We start from the raw sequence: 14023 nt of genomic DNA on the forward strand, positions 1-14023 counted from the left end.
CCATTTAAACTTTGCTGAGGAAAATACTATGCGTCGTATTGCTATCGTAGGTGGTGGTCAAGCGGGGATGCCGTTGGCTTTAGGTTTGTTAGATAAAGGCTATTTCGTTACTGTTGCGACAAACCGCACACCAGAGGATGTTAAAAATGGCCGTGTGATGTCGAGTCAATGCATGTTTGATATTTCGCTGCAATTTGAGCGTGATTTGGGGATTAACTTTTGGGAAGACAAATGCCCTCCTGTTGAAGGCATCGGTTTTACTGTTCCTCATCCTGAAAAAACAGGTGAAAAAGCCATTTCTTGGCGCTCGCGCTTAGACAACTATGCACAAGCCGTCGATCAGCGTATTAAAATGCCTTATTGGATGGAGTTGTTTGCAGCACGTGGCGGCAATTTACGTATTGAAGATGTTGGCGTTGCAGAGCTGGAGCGTTTGGCAGAAACCCATGACCTCGTTGTGTTGGCGGGGGGGAAAGGGGAAATTGTTAAACTGCTTGAACGTGATGAAACGCGCTCGCCATATGATAAACCCCAACGTGCCTTGGCACTCACTTATGTGCACGGCATGTTGCCAACGTCTGAATACTCTCAAGTGTCGTTTAACTTGATCCCTGGTGTTGGTGAGTACTTTGTGTTTCCATCCCTGACCAATAGCGGTGATTGCCACATTATGGTCTTTGAAGGTATCCCTGGTGGCCCAATGGATCAGTGGGGTGAGGCGCGTACACCGCAAGAACATTTGGCGTACAGTAAAAAAATCCTTAACACCTATTTACCTTGGGAAGCCGATCGCTGTCGTAATATCGAATTGACGGATGATAACGGCATCTTAGCTGGGCGCTTTGCACCGACGGTGCGCAAGCCTGTATTAACGTTGCCATCGGGTAAGATTGTGTTTGGTTTAGGGGATGCGTTAGTGACGAACGATCCATTAACAGGCCAAGGCTCGAATAACGCGACTAAGGCTTGTAAAGTCTACTATGACGCGATCTTAGCGCACGGTGATAAGCCCTATACTGCACAGTGGATGAACGACACCTTCGAACAGTTCTGGAAATATGGTCGCCATGTTGTGGAGTGGACAAACTCATTATTAGCGCCACCAGAGCCACATATTTTGCATCTGTTAGGTGCTGCCCAGCAATTACCATCCCTCGCACACACTATTGCAAATGCTTTTAACTACCCGCCAGTTCTGTTCCCTTGGTGGAAAGATGGGGCGGCATGTGAGGCCTACATTCAATCACAAATGATGGAAGAAGCCCGCGCTTAACGGGGAGGATTGGCTATGTCTATGATTGCAGAGGATACATTTATGTGCGAAAGGGAATGGGGTCATACCGAATTTGAGTCGAAAACCTTGCGCAATTTGCTCGGGTGCTACCCAACAGGGGTCGCAATCGTGACAACACGAACCGCAGATGGCCGTGATGTGGGGCTAACCATTAACTCATTTGCCTCGTTATCACTCGACCCACCATTAGTTTTATGGAGCTTAGTGAATCATTCACCAAACTTAGCGGTATTTCGTGATTGCTCACATTTCACCATCAATATCTTAGGCCACGGGCACCAAGAACTTGCTATGCGCTTTGCGAATCCACGCATTGAAAACAAGTTTGAAGAGGTGGCTATCCATCTAACCCCTGAAGGCGTGCCTGCTTTGCACGGCGCGATTGCGACGCTGGTTTGTGAAAACCACAAGCAAGACACTCTAGGTGACCATTTATTGATGGTGGGGCATGTGCGCCGTATCGGTAGTGAAACGGGTAAGCCGTTAGTTTTCCACGGCGGTGGCTTTACCGCTTTACATGAATCGCCATTGGCGTAGGAGAAACACCATGAATCAGCAAGCATTGATGACATTCGCTAAAGAATTACAGCAAGGCAATATTCAGGTTGTCGATCTAACACAAACCTTATCGCCATCATTCCCTGCACTGCAATTACCTGAGCAGTTTGGGCAGGTGTGGTCGTTCAGTATGGAGCAAATCTCCCGTTACGATGATAATGGCCCTGCTTGGTATTGGAATAACTTTAGTTGTGGCGAACATACAGGCACGCACTTTGATGCACCTATTCACTGGATCAGTGGTAAAGACCAAGCGAATAACACGGTCGATACCATCCCTGTTGAAAATTTTGTTGCCCCTGCCGTGGTGGTTGATGCAAGCAAAGAAGTGGCTGAAAATTCAGACTGGGTGTTAACGGTCGAGTTTTTGCAAAAATGGGAAGAAAAGCATGGCAAAATTCCCAAAGCGGCTTGGGTACTTTTTAGAACGGATTGGTCGAAAAAAGCGGATGATCCTGCGGCTTATGTGAGTATGCGTGAAGATGGGGCTCACACACCAGGGCCTTCCCAAGAAGCGGTTGAATGGCTCATTCACGAGCGTGACGTAAAAGGGTTTGGTGTTGAGACCATCAATACTGATGCAGGGCAGTCCTACAGTTGGCCTGTACCTTACCCATGCCACACCTTAATGCATGGCAATAATAAATATGGCCTACAGTGCTTGAAAAACCTCGATAAATTACCGCCAACAGGCGTGGTAATTGTTGCGGCTCCGCTGAAAATCGAAGGGGGATCAGGTAGCCCATTACGCGTCTTGGCACTAGTGGGGTGAGGTATGGCAACACTTTCTAACCCACAAGTGATCGTCGTTGGTAGCGGGATGAATTCCTTGATGTGCGCGGCTTTGCTGGCGGTGCGCGGAAAATCGGTGTTGGTGTTAGAACGAAACGATCGCTTAGGCGGTTGTATTCGGACTGAAAATTTATTTGAAGGGTATACCCATGATCTGCTTTCTTGTTGGTATTCACTGTTTGTTGGTAGCCCCGGCTATCAAGAATTAGAACCCCATCTGAAAAAGTATGGATTAGAGTTTGCCCAATGCGACTATTCAACAGGGTTAGTCCAACCCGATGGGAAGTCTATTGCACTGAAGCGGGATGTTGCTGAGGCCGCGAAACAGCTCGATCTCATTGCGCCTGGTGATGGGCTAGCATTTCGTAAAATGGCAGACAAATTATTCACCCAAGATGCGGCGCTCACATTTGGTTTATTAGGGCAAAACCCTTATAGCGGCGGTATGTTAAAGCTATTGTTTTCTGAATGGCGTAAACGGGGTGTCGATGGGTTGTTGGATTTTGCTAAATCAGGTGTGGAAAGCTTTCGTCGTTGGTCAGAACGTGAATTACAGCACGATTTTAGCCGCGCATTGATGGCGCCATGGGTACTTCACACAGGGTTAGGGCCTGATGAAGCGAGTTCGGCGCTAATTGGTAAATTAACCTTCGCTGCCGTTGTTGCTGGTGGGATGCCTGTCGTCAAAGGCGGCAGTTATCGCATCGTTGAGGCATTTGCGAAAGTGATTGAAGCCCATGGTGGCGAGCTTAAAACGGGAATGCACGTTGAGAAAATAGTGACTCAAGGTGAGGGGAAAAATAGCCGCGCAACAGGCGTTATCGTTAATGGGCAAATGATTAATACTACCGAAAGTGTGGTGTGCAACGTGACCCCAACGCAGCTATATGGCTCATTACTCGATAATGTATCGCCTCAGGTGATGGAAAGGGCAAAAGGCTACCGCTATGGCCGCGCAGGGATGCAAATTCATTTTGCATTAAGTGCGCCACCACCTTGGTGTAATCCCGAATTATTAAATGTGCCACTTGTTCATTTCACCGAAAGTATGGAGCAAGTCTGTTTGTCGGTCACTCAAGCTAATAATGGTTATCTACCTGAAAAACCAACGTTTGGCATTGGGCAACCTACTACGTTAGATCCCAGCCGTGCGCCAGATGGCGGATGGATTTTATGGATCCAAATGCAAGAATTGCCAAGGCGCCTAAAAGGTGATTCCGCAGGAGAAATTCGCATCCCTGAAGATGGGAGGTGGGATGAAGACGTACGAGAGGCGGTCGCGGATAGAATTCAGCAACGTTTAGAGTTAGTCATGCCTGGTTTTTCTTCGTTGATCGTGGGGCGCCACGCAATTTCTCCTGCAGATTTAGAAAGTTATAACTGCAATCTTGTCGGTGGCGATCCCTATTCAGGTACTTGTTCCCCCGACCAATTTTTCTGGTTACGGCCTTTTGCAGCATCAGGTCAAACAAAAACACACAAAACAGCGGTTAAAAACCTTTTTCATATTGGCGCATCAACACATCCAGGCCCTGGTCTTAGCGGTGGTTCAGGTTACCTTGTAGCGCAAAAATTGACGAAAAAATAGGACATAAATAAAACGCAAGGGAACTGCGAGATAACAGGCAAAGCACACACAGTAAGAAAACCCACTATGGCAGGAAACATGATGAATAAAAAAATAATCAGTCAGCTTGTTGCAGGTTCGTGTCTCAGCATACTTTCGTTTGGTACCCTCGCGACGGAAGGGGGTGGGCTAGGGATCTATCCCGATGGTCTCGAAAACTTTATGTCAGGTGCATTACCTCCGCAAGGTGTACATGTGCTGATGTATGGTGGAAATGCCCATTATGACAGTATTCGCGATAATAAAGGGGATAAAATTCCTGTGCCAGGTTTTAGCGTGAATGTGAATGTATTGGCTCCTCGCTTAATTTGGGTAACGGATCAAAAAATACTGGGTGGTGACTTAGCCTTCCATACCATCGTGCCATTATTGGATGTGACTGCAAAAGCGGCAGGTAAAAAAGAGACGAGTCGTGGGCTAGGCGATGTAACGTTTGGACCTGCACTAGGCTTCCACCCTTCGGCAGATTTACATTATGTGGTTGGGTTAGATGCCTATGCACCGACAGGAAAATACAGTAAAACAGACCCTTCTAGTTTAGGTAAAAATTATTGGGCGTTACAACCCGTGTGGGCAATTAGCTATATTCCCCCTGTGGGCGTGAATGCGGATTTAAAAATGATGTATGACTTCAATTTTCGCAATAACGATACGAAAACTCGCTCAGGGCAAGCCTTTCATGCAGATTATGGTTTAGGTTGGGGATTTGGTAATGGGTGGGTAGCAGGGATTGGCGGCTATGCTTTTTGGCAAACAACAGATGACAGTGGCCCGAATTCGGCCCAAGGAAAAGCGCGTGCTTACTCCATAGGCCCTTCAATTCGCTACGCGAATCCACAAGGCTGGTTGTTTACTGCTAAATGGGAAAAAGATTTTGAAGTCAGAAACCGCCCAGAAGGTTCTCAAATTTATTTAAAAGCCTCTATTCCTTTCTAACTATTTAATTTTATTGATTTGAATGCACAGCATAATAAAAACCATGCTGTGCTTTTTTATTTATACTGTAAATATATAAATGATATTCTTTGTGAATAAAAAGATAAAAATGTATCTTTATATTTAAATGAAGGTTTAATGGATTTTAACTTCCATTTTATTGGTGTAAGTTAAATTAACTAATTTATCCTTAATATTGAAAATAGAGTTGACTTAATGTTTTAAGTGTATATTATTTCGCTCGGTTTTTAGTTGTAATATAAACTAGCATTAAATTTCTATATTAAGATATTCTTATTGCATTGATTTTTATTTATTTTTTTAGTGTTTTAATCATTTAAAAATATAACATTTTTGCTTTAACGTAAAAATTTATATGAATGCTTTATGGTCTTATTTTTGAATTTTTATGTGTGAGTTAAAAATTAATTGAAAATCTGAATAACGTATTTTTCATTTTTGTCTCTATATTAGATACCCCTCTATACTTTAGAGTAAAGAGGGGTTTTTTTTCTTATATTTTAATATCATATTATATACAATAGCTTAATAAATATAATAATTATTGTTATTAAGCTTTTTTTATACTTTGACTTGGTGATTCACCATAGCGTTGTTTATATTCAGCACTAAAACGGCCCATATGTGCAAATCCCCAACGCAGTGCAACCCCAGTGACATTGGTGGCTTCACCTGATAACAATTCTGCACGTACGCGCTCCATACGCAAATCACGTAAATATTGCATGGGGCTAATATCTAAAAACTCTTTAAACCCTGCATATAAGCTACGTAAACTGACACCTGCAATATGTGCTAATTGCTCCACTGTAATTGGCTCATGGGCATGAGCTTCTAAGTATTCCTGCACGCGGCGAACATGACGGGGACGGATTGTCGCTCGGCGTAAGCCCGAATCTTCAGTATAGTTATGGGCGTGCGTAGAAAGTAGCGTGACAGAGACTAATTGCTCCACTTGCGTGGCAATTAACTTATGTTGCAGAAGATCAGGGGTTCTTGTAGCGCATTCAATCAGGTAATTCATCAACGTGCGCCATTCAATACAAGATTGCCATGCAAAGCCTAATTCAAACACGAGTGGTTTATCCAGCGTATGGCCAAGTTGGCCTACTAATGATCTCTCTAATAATGATCGAGAAATTCTTAACATGCATTGGTCGTTATCACTATTCCAACGCATGGTTGTTGACTCTTCAGGGCTTAATAAAGAAGCCATTTGCGGTGTAGATTCTAGACGTTTTCCACCACTTTCAATGATAGCACTGCCTGCAAGTGGCATTTGTAAAAGAAAAAAATCCTCTAATTTTCCTGGTGCAATTGTCACATCCGCACCATAGCGTAAGCGGCTTAAGGAAATATCACCCATAGGAATATAATGCATACGTGCATCAAGGCGTTGATGGGGATTGAGTTGATGAAATTGGTGCGGTTTCATCACTCGACCCACCATTGATTTTATTTCTTCAGGATCAGCGGATGTAAATAACAAACGTTCTGACGAACAGATCTGATTTTCAATCTGAGGCGCAGATGAATGGGACCACGAGTTGCTCAACATCGAAGGTACCTCCAAAATGAGTCGCCAACCCCTCAGTGACTGACTTAAGTAGTGGCTTGGCTATTTTTGCTTATTATAGGTTTTCTCAATGAATTCAATTAATTATTTTATTTAAGGCAAAAGTGCTTTAGGTTTTTTATTCAACATACTTTATTTTATTTATTATGATGATTAACCTTTTTGTTATTAACATTTCGTTAAAATATTTTTAACCAATTGTCAGTTGAACATATCATAAACAATTTTTCTTACCTAGCTAAATATGTGCAAAAACTATCCAGAAAGTGCAAGAAATCAGAAACAGTGTGGTTATTGTGATAGCCATAACAATATAAAAAATAAAGTTATTTTAATTTTGTTTTAGTAAAATATACATGATTAATCATATTGTTCGTTCTATTTGTATTTTAATTTAACTTTCTATTGGTTTTATTATCTGAAAATCAATTTTTTAGTGGTTTAAAATGCCAAGGCTTTTTTATTGTAGGGGTAATTGACTGTTACTTAATGATTTAACGCCTTTTTTATACATTATCTTTTGTTCTTCTTTATGGGCTATTTCTTGTCGTAAATCTCTCTTTTTCTCTTGTTTTTAAAGGTGATCTGTCCCTTATCTGCAGGGCTTATCCACTCTCTGCATAAATTCAATTTACATGATTAATCATGGATTGACCTTTAATTAACAAAAGAGATACAACTAAGAAACACAAAAAAGATAAAAAACGTTCTGACGTTGACTGGTGAGGTTAAAATGGCTGAGCGCTCGTTTGTTCAAGAAGTTCAAAAGTTACGACAAGGGCAAGGTGATGTTTTCAGTGGTGAAGGCATTCTTGCAGTGACAAAAGCCTTATTAGAATCTGGTGTTTCCTATGTTGCAGGGTATCAGGGGGCGCCAATTTCACATCTCATGGATGTTCTGGCAGATGCACAGGATATTCTGTCTGAATATGGTATTCGTTTCGAAAATAGTGCAAGCGAAGCGACTGCTGCTGCAACGTTAGCGGCTTCTGTTAATTATCCTTTGCGCGGCGCGGTAACATTTAAAGCAACTGTTGGAACAAACGTTGCTTCCGACGCTCTGGCAAACCTTGCGTCAGGCGGTGTATTAGGTGGCGCACTGATTATTGTTGGGGAAGATTATGGCGAAGGTTCCTCAATTATGCAGGAGCGCAGTCATGCATTTGCGATGAAATCACAAATGTGGTTACTTGACCCTCGACCAAATTTACCTTCGATTGTTCAAGCTGTTAAAGATGGTTTTGATTTATCTGAGGCCAGTAATACACCCGTTATGCTGCAAATGCGTATTCGTTCATGTCATGTGCATGGGCAATTTGTTTGTGCAGATAACCAACATCCAAAATTTACAGTTAAAGATGCACTTGAAAACCCAACTCGCGATGTGAGCCGCATTGTGTTGCCTCCTGCGAGCTTTTTGCATGAAAAAGAGAAAATCGAAGCACGTTGGCCAGCAGCTGTTAAGTTTATTCAACAACGTGAATTAAATGAGTTTTTTGCTGAGGATGCTGATGATGTTGGCATCGCGTTACAAGGGGGGTGCTATAACACATTGATCCGCGCGCTCAACCAAATTGGTTTAGCCGATGTGTTTGGTAATAGCAAAATTCCATTATATGTCATGAATGTTGCTTACCCATTAATTGATGAAGAGTTTGAACGTTTTTGTCGTAATAAAAAAGCGATTTTAGTGTTGGAAGAAGGACAACCGAATTTTGTTGAGCAGAATGTTGCTAGCATTTTACGTCAGCGAAACATCGATATTGAATTACATGGTAAAGATATGCTGCCAATGGCGGGAGAGTATAACACCGCGACGGTACTTGCAGGTCTGCGTTCTTTTTTTGAACGATACGGAAAAATAGAACCTCAAGTCAAAGCGGCTGCGAAACAAATTCGTATTCCAACAATTAACATTGCTGCTGGGCAAACCGAAGAATTATTGCCTGAATATGTCAATGCAGCAGAGCCAACACTCGATGACACTGTGCATGCGCGCCCACCAGGGTTTTGTACAGGTTGCCCTGAAAGACCTATTTTTACAGCAATGAAACTGGTTGAGCGTGAACTTGGCGAGCACCATGTCAGTGCTGATATCGGCTGCCATTTATTCTCTATTCTTCCACCATTCAACCTCGGTAATACAACAATGGGGTATGGCTTGGGTGGTGCAGGAGCAGCGGCATTAAATGCCAAAGCAGGGAAACGCGCGATTTCAGTCATGGGGGATGGCGGTTTTTGGCATAACGGCTTAACCAGTGGTATCGCTAATAGCGTATTTAACCGTAGTGATAACTTAACCATTGTTATTGATAACAGTTATACATCAGCAACAGGTGGGCAAGACATCTTGTCATCAACAGCACTTAACCCAACCCGCAGCACAGGCCATGAAATCGAAAAAGCAGTTAAAGGGGTTGGTGTGAATTGGGTGAAAACCATCAAGCGCACTTATGACTTAAAAACAATGACTAATACATTGCGTGAAGCACTGACTACCGATGAGAAAGGCCCTAAAGTACTGATTGCGCAAAGTGAATGCATGTTAAATCTACAGCGTCGCGAAAAGAAAAAAGTTCGTAGTGATGTTGCTGCAGGAAAACGCGTTGTCCGTGAGCGCTTTGGTGTTGACCCTGACACCTGTACGGGGGACCACTCCTGTATTCGCCTTTCGGGTTGCCCATCGTTATCGATAAAACCAAATCCAGATCCATTAAGAACAGATCCTGTGGCGACAGTGATGGACAGTTGTGTGGGATGTGGTTTATGCGGCGAGGTTTCACACGCTGCCGTTCTATGCCCTTCGTTTTTTAAAGCACAAATTATTACCAATCCAAATCGCTGGGACAAATTACGCCACCGTGTCCGCGGTTGGTTTATTGGCTATTTACAACGTCGTGATGCACGTCGTCGTGAAGAACTCAGTTTCTAAGGGGGAATAAATGCTTTCATCTCCATCATCAATCGCATTACAGCCCATTAAAATCGCCATTTTAGCCATGGGGGGTGAGGGCGGCGGCGTCCTCGCGGACTGGATTGTTAATTTAGGCGAAGAAAACGGTTATTTTGCACAAACCACCTCTGTACCAGGCGTTGCTCAACGTACAGGAGCAACGATTTATTACGTTGAATTGTTTCCTGGCGCGGATAATCCAGAAACGCCAGCACCTGTTTTGGCATTGATGCCAATGCCAGGCGATGTGGATGTTGTCCTTGCCTCTGAACTTATGGAGGCCGGTCGCTCTGTTCAACGTGGTTTTGTTACGCCAGAACGCACGACGTTAATTAGCTCTACACACCGTGTTTACTCTATTGCTGAGAAATCAGCCATGGGTGACGGTCGGGTTGATAGCCAAGCATTGATCCGCCACGCGGGGCTTGCAGCTCGTCAATTCATTCACTTTGATATGGCGCAAGCCGCTCAAGAAAGCGGTAGCGTGATCAGCGCAGTATTATTTGGCGCTTTATTTGGTTCAGGCGTTTTACCTTTTAGCCGCACACAATTTGAAGAAACCATCGTGCGCGGTGGTGTCGGGGTAAAACCCAGCCTGCGTGCATTTGCGCTTGGTGCTGAAAAAGCTGCGCAACCCGAAGAGGCATACCAAGCTCAATCAGCTCAAACAGTTTCGTTACCCCCTAAAAATAAACAAATTTCTGCGCTATTAGCGCGTATTGATCATGAATTTGCTCCTCATGTTCATTATTTAGTGACAGAAGGTGTTCGCCGGTTAATTGATTACCAAGACCCTGCTTATGCTGCGTTGTATTTAGACCGCCTTAACAACCTATTTGCGCAAGAAGGTGGCCAAGATGAGCGTTTACAACGAGCACTTGTTCGCCACTTAGCATTATGGATGTCTTATGAAGACACTATTCGCGTGGCTGACCTCAAAATTCGTGATAGCCGATTCACTCGAGTACGTAATGAAGTTCACGCTAAAGATGACCAATTATTGGATATCAATGAATTTATGCATCCACGTATTGAAGAGATTTGCGAAACGCTTCCCAAGAATTTAGGTAATTGGTTGATGAAGCCACATTGGTTTCACAAAGCGCTTCGCAAACTTACGCAACGAGGGCGAACAATCACTACCAGTTCTTTGTGGGGGTTTTTACAGTTATATGTGCTCGCCGCTTGGAGAAAAGGTAGACGCTCAACTTTACGCTATCAATTAGAAAATCAGCGAATTGAAAAATGGCTCACAGCAGTGGTTGATGCCGCACGGACAAACCCCGCTTTGGCAACTGAAATTGCGCAATGCCAGCGGGTAGTAAAAGGGTATAGCGATACTCATGCGAGAGGTTTGCGTAATTTTCAGGTTTTGATGGATATCGTGACGCGGCAAGGTAGCAAATTAGCGCCGATTAGCTTACGCGAATTACGTGAAGCTGCGCTTGCTGATGAATATGGCCATGAATTAAAGAAATGTCGCCAACGTTTGGCTATGGATTAAGGATAACATCATGAGTTTATTGAAATTTACTAAACCTTATAAGATCCATTTCTCTGAGTGTGATCCTGCAGGGATCGTGTTTTACCCACAATATTTCGTGATGTTCAATAATCTCCTTGAACGTTGGATTGATGCGCTGATCCCCCAAGGGTTTGCTGGATACATCCTCGAACAACGTTTCGGGTTACCTACTGTGCACCTAGAGGCTGAGTTTAAAGCCATTAGTCGCATGGGGGATGACGTCATCTTAGAGCTGGTAGTTGAGCGAATTGGGCGCAAGTCATTCACGCTGCGCCAACGTTGTATCAGTGTGACGGGGGAGCTGCGTATGCAAGTGACACAAACCTACGTTACAACTTCGTTGATTACACACCAAGCCATTCCTATTCCAGAGGCTTTACATCAGGCACTCACGGCTCAGTCAGCGGTATAAACAAAGGGGTACTTTCATGAATATAGTGTGTATTGGCGGGGGACCCGCTGGGCTGTACTTTGGGCTACTGATGAAACTGCAAAACCCACAGAACCGCGTAGTGGTCGTTGAGCGCAATCGCCCGTTTGACACGTTTGGTTGGGGTGTCGTGTTCTCTGATGCGACGCTCAACAACTTACGTCACGCTGACCCTGTGTCTGCGCAGACCATTTCTGCAGAGTTTAGTCACTGGGACGATATCGACATTCACTTTAATGGTGCCTGTAATCGCAGCGGTGGGCACGGGTTTATTGGGATTGGCCGTAAAAAGCTATTGAATATCTTACAAGATCGTTGTCTTGAGCTGGGGGTGGAGCTGGTATTTGAAACCCAAGTAACGGATGACCAAGCCATTGCACGTGAGTACAACGCGGACTTACTGATTGCCTCTGACGGGATTAACAGCGCGGTACGTACCCGCTATGAAAATGTCTTTAAGCCCGACATAGACCCACGTCGTTGCCGCTTTGTCTGGTTAGGCACCAAAAAGATTTTCGATGCCTTTACCTTCCTATTTGCCAAAAATGAACACGGTTGGTTCCAAGTTCACGCGTACCAGTTCCAAGAGGGGTTATCGACCTTTATCGTTGAAACCACCGAAGAAACATGGCTCAAAGCGGGTATCGATCAGATGTCCCAAGAAGATGGCATTGCGTATTGTGAAAAACTGTTTGCCCCGTGGTTAGATGGGGAGAAATTGATTGCCAATGCAGCGCATTTGCGCGGTGCAGCAATTTGGATCCGTTTCCCACGGGTGATTTGTGATAACTGGGTGCATTGGACACAGCCTTCACCAGGTAAAGACGTACCTGTGGTGCTGATGGGGGATGCGGCGCACACCGCCCACTTCTCTATTGGGTCAGGCACCAAACTGGCTTTAGAAGATGCGATTGAACTGTGTGAAAGCTTGAAAACCACAGAAGGGGATTTGCGTAAAGGACTTGAACATTACCAAGAGGTACGCAGCGTGGAAGTGCTAAAAATTCAAAATGCAGCGCGTAACTCGACTGAGTGGTTTGAAAATGTTCGTCGCTATGAAAACCTTGCCCCTGAGCAGTTTGCCTACTCACTGCTAACACGTTCTCAGCGCATCTCCCATGAAAATTTACGCGTTCGCGATGCGGCGTGGCTGGATAACTATGAGCAGTGGTTTGCTACGCAAGCAGGCGCAACAGGGCATGTTCCTCCAATGCTTACACCATTTCAGGTGCGAGATATTACGTTGAACAACCGCGTTGTGGCCTCGCCGACTTTGTTATACAGCGCCACTGATGGTGTGGTGGGTGATTTTCACACAGTGCATTTGGGAAGCCGTGCCCTAGGTGGTGTGGGATTAGTGATGACCGAAATGACGGCTATTGCCCCAGATGCTCGTATGACATTGGGATGCCCAGGGTTATGGAATGATGAGCAGGCGATGGCGTGGCAACGTGTGACAAAATTTGTGCATCAACACAGTACGGCCAAAATCGGCATTCAGTTGGGGCATGCAGGGCGCCGTGGCTCAACCCAGCGGGGGTGGGAGCAGGAAAACTACCCATTGCAGAGCGGGAATTGGCCGCTCGTATCTGCTTCTGCCTTGCCGTATTTACCGAACGTGTCCCAAACGCCAGCGGCTTTAACAGAAGCGCAAATGGCGACGGTGATTGACCAATTTGTAGCAGCAGCTAAACGGGCAGACCATGCGGGGTTTGATTGGTTAGAGTTACAAGCAGGGCACGGCTATTTATTGTCGAGCTTCTTATCGCCACTGACGAATAAGCGCACTGATAACTTCGGGGGTAACCTTGAAAACCGCCTGCGTTTCCCACTGGCGGTGATCCAGGCGGTACGCCACGTGTGGGGGAAACCGTTGGCGGTACGTATTTCGACCACCGATTGGGTTGAGGGTGGTACCACCGTGGACGAGGCCGTATTGATGGCCAAGGCGATGAAACAAGTGGGTGCTGACCTTATCGATTGTTCATCAGGGGAAGTGTCCCCTGAACAAAAACCCGTATACGGGCGTATGTTCCAAACACCGATGGCAGACCGCGTGCGCAATGAGGCGGGAGTCCCTGTGATAGCGGTGGGGGCAATTACAGATGCTGACCAAGTCAACAGCATTATTGCCGCGGGGCGTGCTGACCTTTGTGCTCTATCACGCCCGTTATTATCGAACCCTGCGTGGCTGCTGCACGAATGTGCCCGTCACGGTTGGGAGGTCACGTGGCCTGCGCCGTATGAATATGGGCGTCAACAGCTGTTGCAGCAAGTCAAATCCAACGGGCGTTAATCGCCCCGTGAATGA

The 14023-nt window shown here is 45.0% G+C and carries 10 protein-coding genes; 9 read left to right on the forward strand and 1 reads right to left on the reverse strand.

Going from position 1 to position 14023, the window contains the following annotated elements:
- Positions 1–28 precede the first annotated feature (28 nt).
- The 5 genes from M1F05_RS02315 to M1F05_RS02335 all read left to right on the forward strand — a co-directional run bounded on the left by M1F05_RS02315 (position 29) and on the right by M1F05_RS02335 (position 5207).
- Complete coding sequence (locus M1F05_RS02315; RefSeq protein WP_272516344.1) at positions 29–1273, forward strand: styrene monooxygenase/indole monooxygenase family protein; 1245 nt, start codon at positions 29–31, stop codon at positions 1271–1273.
- A gap of 15 nt (positions 1274–1288) precedes the next feature.
- Complete coding sequence (locus M1F05_RS02320) at positions 1289–1831, forward strand: flavin reductase family protein (protein WP_241016896.1); 543 nt, start codon at positions 1289–1291, stop codon at positions 1829–1831.
- Positions 1832–1841: 10 nt separating this feature from the next.
- Complete coding sequence (locus M1F05_RS02325; RefSeq protein WP_206086273.1) at positions 1842–2624, forward strand: cyclase family protein; 783 nt, start codon at positions 1842–1844, stop codon at positions 2622–2624.
- A gap of 3 nt (positions 2625–2627) precedes the next feature.
- Positions 2628–4232 carry a phytoene desaturase family protein gene (locus M1F05_RS02330; protein ID WP_272516345.1) on the forward strand — a complete coding sequence of 535 codons (1605 nt, stop codon included), beginning with the start codon at positions 2628–2630 and terminating at the stop codon, positions 4230–4232.
- An 81-nt stretch (positions 4233–4313) separates the two neighbouring features.
- Positions 4314–5207 carry a transporter gene (locus tag M1F05_RS02335; RefSeq protein ID WP_241016897.1) on the forward strand — a complete coding sequence of 298 codons (894 nt, stop codon included), beginning with the start codon at positions 4314–4316 and terminating at the stop codon, positions 5205–5207.
- 571 nt (positions 5208–5778) lie between these two features.
- On the opposite strand, the gene M1F05_RS02340 is transcribed toward M1F05_RS02335, so the two are convergent.
- Positions 5779–6786: an AraC family transcriptional regulator gene (locus M1F05_RS02340; protein ID WP_206086275.1), complete on the reverse strand. Its 1008-nt coding sequence runs from the start codon at positions 6784–6786 to the stop codon at positions 5779–5781.
- A gap of 751 nt (positions 6787–7537) precedes the next feature.
- Between M1F05_RS02340 and M1F05_RS02345 the strand changes: the two genes are divergently transcribed.
- From M1F05_RS02345 to M1F05_RS02360, 4 genes are read left to right on the forward strand one after another with little or no spacing between them, the layout of a single operon-like run.
- Complete coding sequence (locus tag M1F05_RS02345; RefSeq protein ID WP_206086276.1) at positions 7538–9736, forward strand: indolepyruvate ferredoxin oxidoreductase subunit alpha; 2199 nt, start codon at positions 7538–7540, stop codon at positions 9734–9736.
- A gap of 10 nt (positions 9737–9746) precedes the next feature.
- On the forward strand, positions 9747–11261 hold the full coding sequence (locus tag M1F05_RS02350) for an indolepyruvate oxidoreductase subunit beta family protein (RefSeq protein WP_206086277.1): 1515 nt from the start codon (positions 9747–9749) through the stop codon (positions 11259–11261).
- Positions 11262–11271: 10 nt separating this feature from the next.
- A complete protein-coding gene (locus tag M1F05_RS02355; RefSeq protein WP_206086278.1) occupies positions 11272–11694 on the forward strand; it encodes an acyl-CoA thioesterase in 423 nt (140 codons plus the stop codon).
- Between the two features lie 16 nt (positions 11695–11710).
- A complete protein-coding gene (locus M1F05_RS02360; RefSeq protein WP_206086279.1) occupies positions 11711–14008 on the forward strand; it encodes a bifunctional salicylyl-CoA 5-hydroxylase/oxidoreductase in 2298 nt (765 codons plus the stop codon).
- Positions 14009–14023 lie beyond the last annotated feature (15 nt).

The organism is Providencia sp. PROV252, assembly GCF_033676005.1.
Classification (GTDB): Bacteria; Pseudomonadota; Gammaproteobacteria; order Enterobacterales; family Enterobacteriaceae; genus Providencia; species Providencia vermicola.